Origin of the sequence: Streptomyces sp. NRRL S-244, from assembly GCF_000717915.1 — a bacterium.
Taxonomy (GTDB): domain Bacteria; phylum Actinomycetota; class Actinomycetes; order Streptomycetales; family Streptomycetaceae; genus Streptomyces.
Map to the genome: position 1 here is coordinate 1 of NZ_JOCX01000022.1, position 16,429 is coordinate 16,429.

15 protein-coding genes are annotated in these 16,429 nt (G+C 74.0%); 9 read left to right on the plus strand and 6 right to left on the minus strand.

Going from position 1 to position 16,429, the window contains the following annotated elements; translation table 11 throughout:
* The first annotated feature begins 232 nt into the window (after window positions 1-232).
* Window positions 233-373 (plus strand): SPW_0924 family protein, encoded by a 141-nt coding sequence (locus tag IF02_RS34495; RefSeq protein WP_106977353.1) that lies wholly within the window; start codon window positions 233-235, stop codon window positions 371-373.
* 13 nt (window positions 374-386) lie between these two features.
* Entirely contained in the window at window positions 387-1,388 is a 1,002-nt protein-coding gene (locus IF02_RS0124170) for a DUF3068 domain-containing protein (RefSeq protein ID WP_030160277.1), read from the plus strand.
* Here IF02_RS0124170 and hrpB read toward each other — a convergent pair.
* A complete protein-coding gene (gene hrpB / locus IF02_RS0124175) occupies window positions 1,372-4,005 on the minus strand; it encodes an ATP-dependent helicase HrpB (protein ID WP_030160278.1) in 2,634 nt (877 codons plus the stop codon). The genes IF02_RS0124170 and hrpB overlap by 17 nt on opposite strands.
* Window positions 4,006-4,009: 4 nt before the next feature.
* Window positions 4,010-4,879, minus strand: a complete 870-nt coding sequence (locus IF02_RS0124180) for a class I SAM-dependent methyltransferase (RefSeq protein ID WP_030160279.1) — start codon at window positions 4,877-4,879, stop codon at window positions 4,010-4,012.
* 367 nt (window positions 4,880-5,246) lie between these two features.
* On the opposite strand from IF02_RS0124180, the gene rpsA reads away from it, so the two are divergent.
* The 4 genes from rpsA to IF02_RS0124200 all read left to right on the plus strand — a co-directional run bounded on the left by rpsA (window position 5,247) and on the right by IF02_RS0124200 (window position 9,054).
* A complete protein-coding gene (rpsA, locus tag IF02_RS0124185) occupies window positions 5,247-6,755 on the plus strand; it encodes a 30S ribosomal protein S1 (protein ID WP_030160280.1) in 1,509 nt (502 codons plus the stop codon).
* 188 nt (window positions 6,756-6,943) lie between these two features.
* The gene (locus tag IF02_RS0124190; protein WP_030160281.1) at window positions 6,944-7,882 is read left to right on the plus strand and encodes a PAC2 family protein; all 939 of its coding nucleotides are present in this window, start codon (window positions 6,944-6,946) and stop codon (window positions 7,880-7,882) included.
* A gap of 80 nt (window positions 7,883-7,962) precedes the next feature.
* A complete protein-coding gene (gene coaE, locus IF02_RS0124195; protein ID WP_030160282.1) occupies window positions 7,963-8,580 on the plus strand; it encodes a dephospho-CoA kinase in 618 nt (205 codons plus the stop codon).
* A gap of 66 nt (window positions 8,581-8,646) precedes the next feature.
* Window positions 8,647-9,054, plus strand: coding sequence for a tetratricopeptide repeat protein (locus tag IF02_RS0124200; protein WP_234318316.1), 408 nt, complete (start codon window positions 8,647-8,649; stop codon window positions 9,052-9,054).
* A gap of 20 nt (window positions 9,055-9,074) precedes the next feature.
* On the opposite strand, the gene IF02_RS0124205 is transcribed toward IF02_RS0124200, so the two are convergent.
* A complete protein-coding gene (locus tag IF02_RS0124205; RefSeq protein WP_030160284.1) occupies window positions 9,075-9,335 on the minus strand; it encodes a DUF6343 family protein in 261 nt (86 codons plus the stop codon).
* A 71-nt stretch (window positions 9,336-9,406) separates the two neighbouring features.
* Window positions 9,407-9,964 carry a hypothetical protein gene (locus tag IF02_RS0124210; RefSeq protein ID WP_037837012.1) on the minus strand — a complete coding sequence of 186 codons (558 nt, stop codon included), beginning with the start codon at window positions 9,962-9,964 and terminating at the stop codon, window positions 9,407-9,409.
* A gap of 233 nt (window positions 9,965-10,197) precedes the next feature.
* Between IF02_RS0124210 and IF02_RS0124215 the strand changes: the two genes are divergently transcribed.
* Window positions 10,198-13,089 (plus strand): DEAD/DEAH box helicase, encoded by a 2,892-nt coding sequence (locus tag IF02_RS0124215; protein ID WP_030160286.1) that lies wholly within the window; start codon window positions 10,198-10,200, stop codon window positions 13,087-13,089.
* A gap of 42 nt (window positions 13,090-13,131) precedes the next feature.
* Window positions 13,132-14,337 carry an SWIM zinc finger family protein gene (locus IF02_RS0124220; protein WP_030160287.1) on the plus strand — a complete coding sequence of 402 codons (1,206 nt, stop codon included), beginning with the start codon at window positions 13,132-13,134 and terminating at the stop codon, window positions 14,335-14,337.
* On the opposite strand, the gene IF02_RS0124225 is transcribed toward IF02_RS0124220, so the two are convergent.
* Window positions 14,318-14,866, minus strand: a complete 549-nt coding sequence (locus tag IF02_RS0124225; RefSeq protein ID WP_030160288.1) for a hypothetical protein — start codon at window positions 14,864-14,866, stop codon at window positions 14,318-14,320. The two genes, IF02_RS0124220 and IF02_RS0124225, sit on opposite strands and share 20 nt — an antisense overlap.
* A gap of 163 nt (window positions 14,867-15,029) precedes the next feature.
* Here IF02_RS0124225 and IF02_RS36130 point away from each other — a divergent pair, with 163 nt between their 5' ends.
* On the plus strand, window positions 15,030-15,683 hold the full coding sequence (locus IF02_RS36130) for a chaplin (RefSeq protein ID WP_324603783.1): 654 nt from the start codon (window positions 15,030-15,032) through the stop codon (window positions 15,681-15,683).
* Between the two features lie 19 nt (window positions 15,684-15,702).
* Here IF02_RS36130 and IF02_RS0124235 read toward each other — a convergent pair whose 3' ends face one another.
* Entirely contained in the window at window positions 15,703-16,404 is a 702-nt protein-coding gene (locus IF02_RS0124235) for a DUF2293 domain-containing protein (RefSeq protein ID WP_051696501.1), read from the minus strand.
* Between the last annotated feature and the right edge of the window lie 25 nt (window positions 16,405-16,429).

The window sequence follows — 16,429 nt, forward strand, 5'->3', positions numbered from 1 at the left end:
CCCCCACGCCGACCCCCACGCCGACGCCGAGTCCGACTCCCACGCCGACGGCCGGCGCGCGGCCGGCCCCGACGCCCACCCCGAGCCCCACGGTCACGCGCAAGGCGTCCCCGTCCGCCTCCCCGTCCCCCACCGGGACCAAGGCTCCGTAGCAGACGGTTCTCATCTGCGCCGCGCGTTGCTACGGTGCGGGCTCCGACCTGACGTTCCATCAGATTCCGGAGGCCCCGGCATGCGTGCATTCGTCGCCGCCGCCATCGGGCTTGCCGCCGCGCTGGCCCTCGTGTTCGCCATCACGGCGTTCGGGGCGCCCGAAGGCAAGACCTCGCCCAAGCCCCTGCTCACCACCGCGCCCAGCGCGCCCGGACAGTAGAGGAGGCCCGGCCTTGAGACGTACCGCCAGCCTCGTCCTGCTCGCCTTCGCCGTGTTCCTCGCCGCCCTCGCACCGCTGCTGCGCTGGTACGCGTACCCCAGGCTCGCCAAGATCCCGCCGAGCCAGTACCAGGAGATGGTGCTGGAGGCGAAGGACGCGACCCTCCTCGACTACACCGCCGGCATGCAGCCCAAGAAGGTCGACAAGGTCACCATCGTCCAGACCCTGAAGGGCAACGTCGAGGCGTCGAAGGAGATCGAGGCGAGCGCCGGCAAGGACGTCGTCGTCTGGGACACCCTCACGTACATCATGGGCCCGGACGGGAAGATGGTCTCCCAGATCCCCGAGCGCTACGTCTTCGACGCCCACAGTCAGGACCCGGTGCACGCCACCGGCGAGATGGTCGACGGCGACCCGGTCAAACGCCAGGGCATCGAGTTCAAGTGGCCGTTCTTCACCGAGCCGCGCGACTACCTCTACTTCGACGCGCAGACCCGCACCGCCTCGCCCATCCACTACGTCGGTCCGCGCACGTACCGCGGGATGGACGTCTACTACTACGAGCAGACCCTGCCGTGGACCAAGGTCGCCCTGCCGAAGAAGATGCCGATCGAGGGCATCGACCCGAAGACCTTCGAGCAGAGCACCGGCACCAGCCTCTGGTACCAGGCCAAGGCGATGTTCTGGGTCGACCCCGTGACCGGGGCGCCCGTCAACGCCGAGCAGGTCATCGAGCAGGAGATGCGCGGCGGCATCGCGGCCGGCGCGCCCGACGGCAGGCTCACCGTCTTCGCCGGGCACGTGAAGATGCGCGAGGACTACGCCGCGTACACCGTCGACCTGGTCAAGTCGAACCGTACGAAGGTCCTCGCCCTGCACACGTACGCCCCCGTCGGCCTGGCGGCCGGCGCCCTCGTCCTGCTCGGGCTGGCGCTGTGGCTGGAGGCCCGCGGCCGCCGCGGCGAGGCGGAGGACGGGGAGGGGCTCACCACGAGGCTCACTGCTGTCGCCTGAGCCGGGCGCTGGTGTGCCGGGTGGGCTCGGCGGTCGCCGGATCCTCCGGCCAGGGGTGCTTGGGGTAGCGGCCGCGGAGCTCGGCGCGCACGGCGCGGTAGCCGCCCTGCCAGAAGGAGGCCAGGTCGGCGGTGACGGCGGCGGGCCGTCCGGCCGGGGACAGCAGGTGCACGAGTACGGGCACCCCGGCCACCTTCGGGGTCTCGGCCAGCCCGAACAGCTCCTGGAGCTTCACGGCGAGGACCGGCTGCCCGTGCCCCTGCTCGGCGGAGTAGTCCACCCGGATCCGGGAGCCGCTGGGCACCTCGATCCGCTCCGGGGCCAGCTCGTCGAGGCGGGCGGCCTCGCCGGTGGCCCAGGGCAGCAGCCGGTTCAGCGCCTGCCCGGCGTCGATCCGCCCGAGATCGGCGCGGCGGCGGGCCCGGGACAGCTCGGGCTCCAGCCAGTCGTCGGCGCGCTCCAGCAGGGCGTCGTCGTCCTCTACGTCGGGCCAGCCGCCCCCGAGCGTGCGGTGCAGGAAGCCGAGCCGGGCCCGGAGCGCCTGCGCGTCCGCGGACCAGCGCAGCAGGCCGAGGCCCTCGCTGCGCAGGCCGTCGAGGAGGGCGGCCCGGACGAGGTCCGGGTCGGGGTTCTTCAGCGGGCGCACGGTCAGCCCGATCGCCCCGAGCCGCTCGGCGGCGCGGGCGACGAGGTCGCCGTCCTCCCAGCGGACCTCCTCGCCGGAGGTGAGCAGGTGCCGGGCCGCGGCACGGGCGGTGTCCTCGTCGACGACGGCGGCCAGCCGGACCCGGGCGGAGGCGGAATGCGGCCCCCGGTCGGCGACGGCCACCGCCAGCCAGGGCGCGCTGCGCAGCGCGGACCCGTCGGCGAGCTCGGCTCCCGTGCCGTTGGCCATGAGGAAGGCCCCCTGGCCCTTGGCCTTGGCGACGCGCTCGGGGAACGCGAGGGCCGCGACGAGCCCGGCGGCGGCGTCGTCGGAGAGCGCTTCCTCCCCCACCCCGCCCCTTCCCGAAACCGGGCTCTGCCCGGACCCGGCCCTCGAACGCCGGGCGGGCTGCACCGCGGGCGCAGCCCCCGAAGGGGTCCGGGGCGAAGCCCCGGTTCCGGCGGCACCCGCGGCCCGCTCCAGCCGCTTGGCCTCCGACCGCCAGCGCGCGGCGTACGCGTCGCCGCCCGCGCGGGCCCGGCGCCAGGCGGCGGCGAGGTCGTCCCCGTACTCCCGCGGCGGCTCCTCGCTCAGCAGGGCGACGATCTCCGCCGCCCGGCGGGGCCCCAGCGCGGCGGAGCCGTCCAGCAGGGCGCGGGCCATGCGCGGGTGCAGCCCGAGCCGGGCCATCCGCTGCCCGCGCGCGGTGACCGGGCCCGCCGGGTCCACCGCGCCCACCGCGACCAGCACCTCCCGCGCCGCGGCCATCGCCCCGGCCGGCGGCGGGTCCAGCAGCGCCAGCCCGGACGCGTCCGGATCGCCCCAGCACGCCGCCTGGAGTGCGAACTGCGCCAGGTCCGCGATCCGGATCTCGGGGGAGGGGAACGCCGACAGGCGGCCGTCCTCCGCCTGCGACCAGCAGCGGTACACCGCCCCGGGTGCCTCGCGCCCCGCCCGGCCCGCCCGCTGGCGCCCGGCCGCGCGCGACGCCCGTACGGTCGCCAGCGCGCCCAGCCCCCGCGCGTGGTCCACCCGGGGTTCGCGGGCCAGTCCGGAGTCCACGACCACCCGTACGCCCGGCACGGTCAGGCTGGACTCCGCCACCGCGGTGGACAGGATCACCCGGCGGTGCGGCACCACGGACAACGCCGCCTCCTGCACCGCCGCCGGGGCGCGCCCGTGGAGCTGGAGCACCTCCGCCTCCACCGCGCCCAGCTGCCCCGCGACCCGGGCGATCTCCCCGACGCCGGGCAGGAAGCACAGCACGTCGCCGGAGCGTTCCGCCAGCGCCCGCCGCACCACCGAGGCCACGTGCGCCAGCTGCGCCGGGTCCACCCGCATGCCGTGCGGGGGCCGCACCGGCCGGGCCGACGGGGCCCACACCGTCTCCACCGGGTACGACACGCCCGCGGCCTCCACCACCGGCGCGTGCCCCAGCAGCCGGGCCCAGCCGGCCGCGTCGGTCGTCGCGGAGGCCGCGACCAGGCGCAGCTCCGGGCGCAGGGTCTCCCGTACGTCCAGCAGGAAGGCGGCGACCGTGTCGGCGTCGAGGTGCCGCTCGTGGCACTCGTCCAAGACCACCACGTCCGTCCCGCCGAGCTCCTGGTCCCGCTGGAGCCGCTGGAGCAGGACGCCGGTGGTCACGACCTCGACCACCGTGCCCGGTCCCACCACCCGCTCGCCGCGCACCGTGAAGCCCACCGAGCCGCCGACCGGCTCGCCCAGCAGCCAGGCCATCCGCCGCGCCGCCGCCCGGGCGGCGATCCGCCGGGGCTCGGCGACGATCACCTTGCGGCGCGGTCCGCCTCCCCCCGGCCCCACCAGTCCCGCCAGCACCAGTGGCACCAGCGTGGTCTTGCCGGTGCCGGGCGGCGCGCAGAGCACCGCCGTGCCGTGGGCGTCCAGCGCGGAGACCAGGGCGGGCAGGGCCTCCCGTACGGGAAGGGCGTCGAGGTCGGCCTGACGGATCAAGAGGTCAGTCCCTCTCGCAGACGAAGATCGCGGTGCCGGGGATCAGGTTGCCGCGCAGCGGGGACCAGCCGCCCCACTCCTGGGTGTTCCAGGCGGGCCACTCCGGCTCCACGAGGTCGACCAGGCGGAACCCGCCCGCCACCACGTCCCGGACCCGGTCGCCGATGGTGCGGTGGTGCTCCACGTAGACGGCGCGGCCCCGCTCGTCCTGCTCGACGTACGGGGTCCGGTCGAAGTAGGAGGCGGCGATCGAGAGCCCCTCCGGGCCGGGCTCGTCGGGGAAGGCCCAGCGGATGGGGTGGGTGACGGAGAAGACCCAGCGGCCGCCGGGGCGCAGCACGCGGTGCACCTCGCGCATGACGTTGACGGGGTCGGCGACGAAGGGGACGGCCCCGTACGCGGAACAGGCCAGGTCGAAGGAGCCGTCGCGGAAGGGCAGCCGGCCGGCGTCCGCCTCCACCAGGGGGACGTCGTCGCCGATGCGCAGGGCGTGCTGGAGCTGGCGGTGGGAGAGGTCGAGGGCGACGGGGCGGGCGCCCTGGGCGGCCAGCCAGCGCGAGCACTGGGCGGCGCCGGCGCCGATCTCCAGGACGTCCTTGTCCTTCAGGGAGTCCGCGGGGCCGAGCAGCGCGGCATCCGCCTCGTCGAGGCCCTCCGGCCCCCAGACGAAGCGGTCGTCGCCGAGGAAGGCCCCGTGCTCGTTCTGGTACTCGTCGGCGTTGCGGTCCCACCAGCCCCGGCTGGCCCGGCTGCTCTCCGTGTCGTCGGCCTCACGCCGGGTGGCCTCCGCGTCGTCGCCGGCGTCCTCGCCGCCGCCGTGGCCGGGGCCGTCGGCTTCGTACGCTTCTTCGGGGGCGTAGTCCTCTTGGTTCATGGGGCCCGTCGTCGTAGTCTGCGGAAAGAGTCGGAAAGAGTCGTAACAAGGCAGGGAAGGGCCATCGGCGCCCGCCCGCCCACGAATTGTGCCGGTTATGCGGTGATCCGCCCGGGGTGTGCGCCTTCGCGCATTGACCCTGTCCGGCTGCCCCCGTATGCTACAAGTTGCGCTGCGAGCCTGTGCTCCTCAGACCTAGCAGGCTGCGCTTGCATCTGTTGATGACCCCTCGGTTCTCGAGGCCCGGTCCGCTTCACGGCGGAGCATGGGCTTCCTTGGCTGTCCGGCTTCTTCGGCAGATGCCGATAAGGGCTCCCGGCGTAGCAGTACCTACGACTTTCTGTCCGTAACCGGAGCCCTTTCCCACATGACGAGCAGCACCGAGACCACCTCTACCACCCCGCAGGTAGCGGTCAACGACATCGGTAACGAGGAAGCCTTCCTCGCCGCGATCGACGAGACGATCAAGTACTTCAACGACGGCGACATCGTCGACGGCGTCATCGTGAAGGTCGACCGGGACGAGGTCCTGCTCGACATCGGTTACAAGACCGAAGGCGTGATCCCGAGCCGTGAGCTCTCGATCAAGCACGACGTCGACCCGAACGAGGTCGTCAAGGTCGGCGACGAGATCGAGGCCCTGGTTCTCCAGAAGGAGGACAAGGAAGGCCGCCTGATCCTGTCCAAGAAGCGCGCCCAGTACGAGCGCGCCTGGGGCACGATCGAGAAGATCAAGGAAGAAGACGGCATCGTCACCGGTACCGTCATCGAGGTCGTCAAGGGTGGTCTCATCCTCGACATCGGCCTCCGCGGCTTCCTGCCGGCCTCCCTCGTCGAGATGCGCCGCGTCCGCGACCTCCAGCCCTACGTGGGCAAGGAGCTCGAGGCGAAGATCATCGAGCTGGACAAGAACCGCAACAACGTGGTCCTGTCCCGCCGCGCCTGGCTGGAGCAGACCCAGTCCGAGGTTCGCCAGACGTTCCTCACCACCCTGCAGAAGGGTCAGGTCCGCTCCGGCGTCGTTTCCTCGATCGTCAACTTCGGTGCCTTCGTGGACCTGGGTGGCGTCGACGGTCTCGTCCACGTCTCCGAGCTGTCCTGGAAGCACATCGACCACCCGTCCGAGGTTGTCGAGGTCGGCCAGGAAGTCACCGTCGAGGTCCTCGACGTCGACATGGACCGCGAGCGTGTCTCCCTGTCGCTGAAGGCGACGCAGGAGGACCCGTGGCAGCAGTTCGCCCGTACGCACCAGATCGGTCAGGTCGTCCCGGGTAAGGTCACCAAGCTGGTTCCGTTCGGTGCGTTCGTCCGCGTGGACGAGGGCATCGAGGGTCTGGTCCACATCTCCGAGCTGGCCGAGCGCCACGTGGAGATCCCGGAGCAGGTCGTCCAGGTCAACGACGAGATCTTCGTCAAGGTCATCGACATCGACCTCGAGCGTCGCCGGATCTCGCTGTCCCTGAAGCAGGCCAACGAGTCCTTCGGTGCCGACCCGGCGTCGGTCGAGTTCGACCCGACCCTGTACGGCATGGCCGCGTCCTACGACGACCAGGGCAACTACATCTACCCCGAGGGCTTCGACCCCGAGACCAACGACTGGCTCGAGGGCTTCGACACCCAGCGCGAGACGTGGGAGCGCCAGTACGCCGAGGCGCAGGTCCGCTTCGAGCAGCACCAGGCCCAGGTCATCAAGAGCCGCGAGGCCGACGAGGCCGCTGCTGCCGAGGGCGCTGCCGCCCCGGCCGCCAGTGGCAACGCCGGTGCGGGCATCTCGGGTGGTTCCTACTCCTCGGAGTCGGACGAGACCTCGGGCGCCCTGGCCTCCGACGAGGCCCTGGCCGCGCTCCGCGAGAAGCTGGCCGGCGGCCAGAGCTGATCGCAGCGCATCGCACCTCGGTGTGAGCTGGAGCTGAGCCGAGCTGAGCTGTAGCCGAGCTGAACGACAAGGCCCGTCCCCTCAGGGGGGCGGGCCTTGTTGCATTCCTGTGAAAGGGGCCAACTGGGGAATGGAGCAGCCGCCTTGGACGTTGTGCGCAACGTAGGCGGCGAGGAGGAGTGGTGACGGTGCTTGATCCACAGGGTTTGTACGAATGGGATGCCAAGGGCCTGGCGGTGGCGGATCTGGCGCTGGCCCAGGACTCGGCCGGGCTGGTCATGCTCTACCACTTCGAGGGGTACATCGACGCAGGTGAGGCCGGGGAGCAGATCGTCGAGCGGCTGCTCGACACGCTGCCCCACCAGGTCGTGGCCCGGTTCGACGCCGACCGCCTGGTCGACTACCGCGCCCGGCGCCCGCTGCTGACGTTCCAGCGCGACCACTGGACCGAGTTCGAGGAGCCGCGCCTCGAGGTGCGCCTCGTCCAGGACGCCACGGGCGCCCCGTTCCTGCTGCTCTCCGGCCCCGAGCCGGACGTGGAGTGGGAGCGCTTCGCCGTCGCCGTCCGGCAGATCATCGAGCGCCTCGGCGTGCGGCTCTCGGTCAACTTCCACGGCATCCCCATGGGCGTCCCGCACACCCGGCCCGTCGGGATCACCCCGCACGGCAACCGGACCGACCTCATGCCGGGCCACCGCAGCCCGTTCGACGAGGCGCAGGTGCCGGGCAGCGCGGAGTCCCTGGTGGAGTTCCGCCTCGGCCAGGCCGGGCACGACGTGCTGGGCGTCGCCGCGCACGTACCGCACTACGTGGCGCGCTCCGCGTACCCGGACGCCGCGCTGACGGCGCTGGAAGCGATCACGGCGGCGACCGGGCTGGTCCTGCCGGCGGTGGCGCACGCGCTGCGCACCGAGGCGCACCGGACGCAGACCGAGATCGACCGGCAGATCCGCGAGGGCGACGAGGAGCTGGTCTCCCTGGTGCAGGGGCTGGAGCACCAGTACGACGCGGCGGCCGGCGCCGAGACGCGGGGCAACATGATCGCGGAGCCGCAGGAGATCCCGTCGGCGGACGAGATCGGCCGCGAGTTCGAGCGGTTCCTGGCGGAGCGCGAGGGCGAGGGCTGAGGCCTCGTCCCGGTCGGCCGGGGCGGGGGCCGTATGGGGGGCCGTACGGGGGCCGGGGCGCGGGGTCTAGTCTGCTGGGCATGTTGAAGGTTGGCCTGACAGGCGGAATCGGTGCCGGCAAGAGCGAGGTCTCGCGGCTGCTGGCGGGGTACGGGGCGGTCGTCGTGGACGCCGACCGCATCGCGCGGGAGGTCGTGGAGCCGGGTACGCCGGGGCTCGCGGCCGTCGTGGCGGCTTTCGGGGAGTCCGTGCTGACCGGCGAGGGGACGCTGGACCGGCCGAAGCTGGGCTCGATCGTGTTCGCCGACCCGGCGAAGCTGCAGACCCTCAATGCGATCGTGCACCCGCTGGTCGGGGCCCGGTCGGCCGAACTGGAGGCCGCTGCCGGGCCCGACGCGATCGTGGTGCACGACGTACCGCTGCTCGCGGAGAACGGCCTGGCGCCGCTGTACGACCTGGTGGTCGTGGTGGACGCGGCCCCCGAGACACAGCTGGCCCGGCTGACCGCGCTGCGCGGGATGGCCGAGGCGGAGGCGCGGGCCCGGATGGCCGCGCAGGCCACGCGGGAGCAGCGGCTGGCGGTGGCCACGCTCGTGATCGACAACGACGGGCCGCTGGAGGCGCTGGAGCCGCAGGTGCGCAAGGTGTGGGCCGAGCTCAGAGAGCGGGAGGCGGCGGCGGGCGCTGCCGGTGCCTGACGTGCGCATGGAATAGCGGGCGGGGCGCGGGGCGTTGAACGCGGCCGCAGAGGGAAGGAACAGACCGTGTCCGATACCACGCCGCCGTCCATACCGGCGCAGCCGCCTTCGCCGTCCGGCTCATCGCCCGAGACGCACGTCATCGACTACCGGGCCGCCGAGCAGCTGCTGGCCGCGCGTGATCCGCGGGGCGCCGTGAAGCTGCTCGACTCGGTCATCGCCGCGCACCCGGAGAACACGGCGGCCCGGCTGCTGCGGGCCCGTGCGTTCTTCGCCGCCGCCCAATTGCGTCCGGCGGCGCTGGAGTTCGAGCTGGTGCTGGAGCGGGAGCCGGACAACGCCTTCGCGCACTTCGCCCTGGCCCGTACCCACGAGCGCTCCGGCCGCCCCGAACAGGCGCGCAAGCACTTCCGCCTGGCGGCCGCCCTGGACCCCCGGCCCGACTACCTGGCGGCGGCCCGCTTCGAGGAGTGAGGAGGAGCGGGCCGGCCGCGTCACCGCTGGTGCGGGGGCTCGTACGGGGGGACGTCCGGGCCCGGCTGGTAGTGCGGGCCCTGGTGGATGTGGTGGAGCACCACGGCCAGGTCGACGAGCGCGAGTACGGCGACGACCCCGCAGGCGGCCGCCCACCCGGGACGGTCGACCAGCGAGAAGGCGGCGGTCCCGGCGGCGGCCCAGACGAACCCCCACAGACTCAGCCAGAACCGCAGCCGCAGCGGACTGCGGGCGGTCACCGGCTCGTTTCCGGAACGCATGGCCATCGCCTCAGCACCATGGTAGGTCAGGTCAGGTCATGTAATTGAATGTAATTGAATGTCATCGCAAGTCATGGATTGAGCCGGTTCACGGCGGTCGTGGTCGTCCGCTTGAAGGCGGGGACGGGGGCGTCGCTCAGGTTGCCCATCTGGCCCCACTGGACGACGGTCACGGTGGAACCGTCGCGTCCGATGCCGAAGAGGTGCACGCCGGGTTCGGAGTCCGGGACCGAGGTGTGCACGCCGTAGACGTGGGCGCCCTCCTCGACGGGGAGGGCCCCGTAGTCCTTCGAGCCGGCCGTCCCGTCCGGGTGCTCCCGCAGCCAGTCGGCGGCGCAGGCGGCGACCTGCCGCTCCAGGTTCCGGGCCAGCCGGGCGGCCGCCGAGTCGGAGGAGGCCCGTACGGAGACCTGCACGGCGCCGGTGTCGAGGTCGGTCCCGAAGTGCCGGTGCCAGCTCCCGGCCGCCGGAAGCGCCCCGTCCAGGCAGAACGGCGCCGTTTCGGGCAGCCCCCCGGTGACCTTCCCGGCATGCCAGGGCGAGGTGGGATGCGGCGGCAGATCGGCGGCGCCGAGGAATCCCGGGGCGGTGAGCGCGAGCGCGATGACGGCGGCGAGGCCCTGAAGCATGGCGGTTTCTCCCCATGTGGCGGGTAGTGCGGTGCTGTGAGCCGTCCCCACCCCATGCCACCCCAAAACGCCTTTTCCGGCCGTACGGCCCGCCCCGCGCCGGCCGGCCCCGCCCAGTGGGTCGGGAGTCGGCGTCTGCCCAGCTCAGCGGCATTGTCAGTGGCCGCACCTAGACTCGACGGCAGGCGGGATCCGTCTGACGTGACCGCAGTGAGGGGAGAGGGGGCGACACCGTGACACCGCAGCCGCACCAGCCCGCGCAGGCCGCCGGGCTCCTGCGCCACGCCGCCGTCTTCCTCCCCGCTGCCGTCCCCCGCGAGGCCCGCATCGCCTTCTGGGCCCCCGACGGGGACGCCCTCCCCGAGCTCCCGGGCGGGACCCCGGCCCCGCTCGCCGTCGTGCGCCCCCACGGCCAGGGGATCCGCACCCGTACCGTCCCCTCCCTCACCCTCTCCGTCACCGACGCCCTCCCGCTCCTCGCCCGCGCCCCCCGCAGCCCCGCCGCGCACCCCGCCACCCGCGCCTGGGGCACCGCCGCCCTCCACGCCCTCGCGCTCGTCGCCCGCGGCCGCCTCCTCCCCGGCGTCACCCCCGACGGGGTCGACGCCTGGCGGGCCGGCCCGCTCGACGCCGAGGACGTGGGCCACCTGCGCGCGGTGGCCGCTGCCCTCCCGTACGAGGGGCACGCCACCCCCCTGACCGGCCGCCGCCCCCTCCAGCTGGCCGAACCGGAGGCGCTGGTCCGGGCGTTCCTCGATGCCGTCGCCGACAGCCTGCCCCGTACCCCGGCCGCGCCGCTGGCCGCCGGGCGGCCCTTCGCCGCACAGGAGCCCCAGCGGGTCCCGGGGATACAGGACTGGGCCGCGCAGGTCGCGGCCGGCGCCGATGCCGGCGTGGGGATCTCGCTGCGGCTCGACCTGTCCTCGTTCCGCCTCTTCGACCCGTCGCAGGACACGGAGGACACGGCGGGCGCGGCGGGCACTGGGGGCACGACGGGCACGGAGGACGCGGACACCCGTCGCGCCGGAGCCGCCGTCGTCCAGGTGCACAGCCTCGCCGACCCCACCCTCGTCACCGACGCCGGGCTGCTGTGGGCCGGTGCGGCCGCCGCCGGGTTCGGGCCGCGCGCCCGGATCGACGCCGTACTGGCGCTGCGCCGGGCCGCCCGGGTCTGGCCGCCGCTGCTGCGGCTGCTGGACCAGCCGGTCCCCGATGTCCTCGCCCTGTCCGACCCGGAGCTCGAAGACCTCCTCGGCAGGGCCGCGATCCGGCTGGCGGCCGCCGGGGTCCTGGTCCACTGGCCGCGCGAGCTGGCCCGTACGCTGTCCGCGACCGCGGTCGTACGGTCCACCGCGCCCGGCTCCGCCACCGACGGCACCGCCTTCTTCGACGCGAACCACCTCTTCGCCTTCTCCTGGGAGCTCGCGCTGGGCGGCGACCGGCTCACCCCGGGGGAGATGGACGCGCTGGCGCAGGCGCACCGGCCCGTGGTGCGGCTGCGGGACCAGTGGGTGCGGGTCGATCCCGAGCTGGTGCGCAAGGCGCGCAAGCGGGAGCTGGGCCTGCTGGACCCGGTGGATGCGCTGGCCGCCGTACTGACGGGGACGGCCGAGGTGGACGGGGAGCCGGTGGCGGCGGTTCCGGTGGGCGCGCTGGCCGCCCTGCGGCAGCGGCTGACCGGCGAGCTGGCCCCGCTGCCGCAGCCCGTCGGGCTGAAGGCCACCCTGCGCGACTACCAGGCCCGCGGCCTGGCCTGGCTGGACCTCATGACCTCGCTCGGCCTCGGCGGCTGCCTCGCCGACGACATGGGCCTGGGCAAGACGGTCACGCTGATCGCGCTGCACCTGCACCGGGACCGCCCCGAGCCGACGCTCGTCGTCTGCCCCGCGTCGCTGCTGGGCAACTGGCAGCGGGAGATCGAGAAGTTCGCGCCCGGGGTCGCCGTGCGCCGCTTCCACGGCGGCAGCCGCAGCCTCGACGGGCTGGCGGGCGGATTCGTGCTCACCACGTACGGGACGATGCGCGCGAGTGCGCCCCGGCTGGCCGAGCAGCGCTGGGGCATGGTCGTCGCCGACGAGGCGCAGCACGTGAAGAACCCGCATTCGGCGACCGCGAAGGCGCTGCGCACGATCCCGGCGCCGGCCCGGGTGGCGCTGACCGGCACCCCGGTCGAGAACAACCTCTCCGAGCTGTGGGCGCTGCTCGACTGGACCACGCCCGGGCTGCTGGGCCCGCTGACGGCGTTCCGGGCCCGGCACGCCCGCCCGGTGGAGCACCAGCAGGAGGAGGACGGGGGCAACGAGGCGGCGGTGGCCCGGCTGGCCGCGCTCGTACGGCCGTTCCTGCTGCGGCGCAAGAAGTCCGACCCGGGGATCGCCCCCGAGCTGCCGCCGAAGACGGAGACCGATCATCCGGTCTCCCTCACGCGCGAGCAGGCCTCGCTCTACCAGGCCGCGGTGGACGAGGCGATGGCCGTGATCGAGGCGAGCGAGGGCATCGAGCGGCGCGGCATGATCATGAAACTGCTGGCCTCGCTCAAGCAGATCTGCAACCACCCCGCGCAGTACCTGAAGGAGGAGCAGCCCCGGATCCCGCACCGTTCGGGCAAGCTGGCCCTGCTGGACGAGCTGCTGGACACGATCCTCGCGGAGGACGGCTCGGTGCTGGTCTTCACCCAGTACGTGACGATGGCCCGGATCATCGAGCGGCACCTGGCGGCCCGGGGGATCTCCCACCAGCTCCTGCACGGCGGGACGCCGGTGGCGCGCCGCGAGGAGCTCGTGGACCGCTTCCAGTCCGGCGAAGTCCCGGTCTTCCTGCTCTCGTTGAAGGCGGCGGGCACCGGGCTGAACCTCACGCGGGCCGGCCATGTGATCCACTTCGACCGCTGGTGGAACCCGGCGGTGGAGGAGCAGGCCACCGACCGCGCGTACCGGATCGGCCAGACGCAGCCCGTCCAGGTCCACCGGATCATCGCCGAGGGCACCGTGGAGGACCGGATCGCCGAGATGCTGGAGGCCAAGCGGGCCCTGGCCGATGCCGTGCTCGGCTCGGGTGAGTCGGCGCTCACGGAGCTGACCGACCGCGAGCTGGCCGACCTCGTCTCCCTGCGGAGGCCCGCATGACCACGGTGAGGAGGCCGGCATGATCACGGTGAGGAGACCGGCATGATCACCGCACGGGACGACCGGCGGCGCACCTTCGAGACCGTGCCCGCCGGGGCGGAAGCCGTCAGCTGGTGGGGCCGGGCCTGGGTGGCGGCGCTCGAAGCGGCGTCCGGCGACCCGGCCCGCCTGGCCCGGGGCCGGGCGTACGCGGCCGAGGGCCATGTCGACGCGGTCACGGTCACCCCGGGCCGGATCGTGGCCTACGTACGGGGCAGCCGGGCCCGCCCGTACCGCACCGAACTGGCCCTGAGCCCCTTCCCGGACGCCGAGTGGAGCGAACTCCTGGAGACGGTGGCCGCGGACCCCACGGCCCTCGCCGGCCTGCTGGAGCGGGAGGTTCCGCAGTCTCTGGCGGGGACGGTCCTGCCCGGCGCGGGTGAGCTCGCTCCGCGCTGCTCCTGCCCGGACACCGCTCGTCCGCCCTGCAAGCACGCCGCGGCCCTCTGCTACCGGGCGGCCCGCCTCCTCGACGAGGACCCGTTCGTCCTGCTGCTCCTGCGCGGCCGGGGCGAGCGGGAGCTCCTCGACGAGCTGACCCGCCGCAACGCGGCCCACGCCGCCCGCGAACAGCCCGACACCGCGCCGGACTTCCCCGGGGTCCCGGCCCGCGCCGCGCTGGCCCGCACCAGCCTGCCTCCGCTGCCGGCCCCGCTTCCCGCCCCCGCGGCGGTGGGGCTCCCGCCCGCGTACCCGGCGGACCCGGCGGCCCCGGACCCGCTGGCCCTGGACCAGCTCGCCACGGACGCCGCCGCCCGCGCCTTCGCCCTGCTCACCACCGCCGAGGACCCGATCGCCGGGCTCACGCTCTGGCAGGACGCCGTCCGCCTGGCCTCCGCGCACCACACGGCCGGCCTCACCGGCGCGGCCCGCACCCTCTACCGGGACCTGGCCCGCGCCACCGGCCGCACCACCACCGACCTGGCCCGCGCCGCCGCGGCCTGGCGCCAGGGCGGCCGGCCCGCGCTCGCCGCCCTCGAAGAGCCCTGGGACCCCCCGGCCGGCCCCTTCGACCGGGCCCGCCCGGCCCTCCTCGCCGCCTCCCGGGGTGCCTTCCGCCCCGAGCGCAACCGCCTCACCGCGCACACCCGCCAGCTCCGCCTGGGCCGCGACGGCCTCTGGTACGCCTACGAGTCCCGCCCGGACACCGAGGACTGGTGGCCCACGGGCACCCCCTCCCCGGACCCCCTCACCGCCCTGCGCCACTGACCTCCGCCGCCCAGCGCGTCAACGTGGTGAAGTCGCGGTCGCGCAGGCCGTGGCGGGCCTGGATGGTGAGGAGGAGGGCCGGGGCGGGGTGGTGGGCCGCGATCCAGGCGCGGTCCTGCGGGGTGATCATGTCGTCGACCCAGGCGAAGGGGCGGCCCGCTGCCCAGTCGAGGAGCGGGCGGGTCTTCCAGAAGAGACCGTCGGGGTCGGAGGCGAAGAGTTCCGGCCATTCGATGACGGGAAGATCTCCCGGTAGTCCGATGTGCGGGGCGATCATCGTGTTGGCCTGGTGCATCCAGGCGGTGGCCCACGTGAGTTCGAACGGCAGGGCCAGCAGGCGGGGCCCGTGCGCCGGGTGCAGGCGGACCCGCAGCCCGCGCCGGGCGCTGCGGGATTCGGGGTCCCGGTGGGACATCCAGTCCGCCGGACGCATCCGGTGACTCGTGTATCCGCGGAGCCCGGCGAGGCGGGACCGGAACGGGTTGAGGGGGCCGTCCACGTCGAGGAGCAGGAGCGGGCGTTCGGTCATGAAGTAGGCATTACCCAGTACACGATGGAGTGAAATGCGTACCGGCTCTATAACCCGAACGGGTTTACCGCGTTGTTTCCGGTGCGGGTGCAGTGCCCGTGAACTCCTCCGGAAGGCAGGGAAACTGATGCGGCACAGTCGTCGGAATGGCTTGATCGCGGCGGTGGTTGCGGGAGGCGGACTGGCGGTCGCGGGTGTCGGCGGATTCGCCTACGCCGATGCGGACGCGGGAGGGACGGCCGAGCGTTCGCCGGGGCTGCTGTCCGGGAATCTGGTGCAACTGCCGGTGCACACCCCGGTGAACGTCTGCGGGAACACCGTGAGCGTGGTCGGCCTGCTCAACTCGGCCGCGGGCAACCGCTGTGCCAACGCGGGGGGCGGCAACGGGAATCCAGGGTCGGCGTCCTCGCATCCTTCGAAACCGGGGGTCGTGGCCGGTGCGGGGTCCCACACGGGCGGGGGAGCGCATGCCGACGGGCGAGGAAAGGATTCGCCGGGGCTGCTGTCGGGCAACGGGATCCAGCTTCCGGTCGACGTCCCGGTCAACATCAGCGGCAACTCGGTGAACGTCGTCGGGCTCGGCAACGGCTCCACCGGCAACACCTCCGTCAACGGCGACCAGCCCAGCGGCGGCAAGCCGCCGCAGCCGCCCGTCGTCGAGCAGCCCGTGACCCCGCCCGTCACCCCGCCCGCGCCGCCGCAGCACGGCCCGGCGCTCGCCCACACCGGGGCCGACGGAGTCGGCTACCTGCTCCCCGGCGGCGGGGCGCTGCTGCTGGGCGGGGTGCTGCTCTACCGCCGCTTCCGCCTCGGCTAGGGGATGTCCCGGCCGCGGGCTACGCCTCTCGGGCCGAGGCCGAGGCCGGCGGGGGCGATGGTGACGGCGGCGGGGGCGTGCGCCAGGCGTCCAGGATCGCGTCGATCCGCGGTGCCAGCCGGGCCCGGGCCGCGAACCGCGGGACGCCCGCCATCAGCAGGGCGTCGTACTCGGTGTCGGTGTGCCGCACCGCCGCCCGGACCGCCACCGACACCGCCTGCTCGTCGAGGGCCCGGCCGGCCGCCGTACGGCCCACCCGTCCGCTGCCGCGCAGCGAGGCATGGGTGGCTATCGCCACCGCCCGATCGGCCGGGCACCCCGGGAACAGCCGCACGATCTCGGCGGCGAAGGCCGCCGTGAACCGGGTGTCCTGGACGGCGCGGCGCAGCCGGTCGCGCTCCCGGCGGCGGGCCCGCGCCTCGGCGTCCGCGAGGCAGGCGCGCTCGGCGCGGGCCAGGGCGGGGTCCTCGACCAGGAGCCCCTGGCGCTCGTAGCGGCGACGGCGCTTGTTGAAGCGGACTACGACGGCCGAGAGCGAACTCGCCTCACGGGCCCGCCGGGTGAGGGCGGCGTCCCCGCGCGGCAGGTAGACCAGGTGCCCGAGGTCGGCGCAGTCCAGGCAGCGGGGCACGCCGGCCTCGCGGACGAGATGCCGGAGCGGCCCCTGGCGGCACTCCGCGCAGTGGATCTGCTTCAGCGACTCGAACACCACGAGGCTCATGACGATGTGATACCGCTGTCCGGTC

Coding starts and splice junctions, on each gene's coding strand:
- IF02_RS0124220 (WP_030160287.1), top strand. CDS start 13,132: ATGATCACCGCACGGGACGACCGGCGGCGCACCTTCGAGACCGTGCCC.
- IF02_RS0124205 (WP_030160284.1), bottom strand. CDS start 9,335: ATGCGTTCCGGAAACGAGCCGGTGACCGCCCGCAGTCCGCTGCGGCTG.
- rpsA (WP_030160280.1), top strand. CDS start 5,247: ATGACGAGCAGCACCGAGACCACCTCTACCACCCCGCAGGTAGCGGTC.
- IF02_RS0124235 (WP_051696501.1), bottom strand. CDS start 16,404: ATGAGCCTCGTGGTGTTCGAGTCGCTGAAGCAGATCCACTGCGCGGAG.
- IF02_RS0124225 (WP_030160288.1), bottom strand. CDS start 14,866: ATGACCGAACGCCCGCTCCTGCTCCTCGACGTGGACGGCCCCCTCAAC.
- IF02_RS0124180 (WP_030160279.1), bottom strand. CDS start 4,879: ATGAACCAAGAGGACTACGCCCCCGAAGAAGCGTACGAAGCCGACGGC.
- IF02_RS34495 (WP_106977353.1), top strand. CDS start 233: ATGCGTGCATTCGTCGCCGCCGCCATCGGGCTTGCCGCCGCGCTGGCC.
- IF02_RS0124210 (WP_037837012.1), bottom strand. CDS start 9,964: ATGCTTCAGGGCCTCGCCGCCGTCATCGCGCTCGCGCTCACCGCCCCG.
- coaE (WP_030160282.1), top strand. CDS start 7,963: ATGTTGAAGGTTGGCCTGACAGGCGGAATCGGTGCCGGCAAGAGCGAG.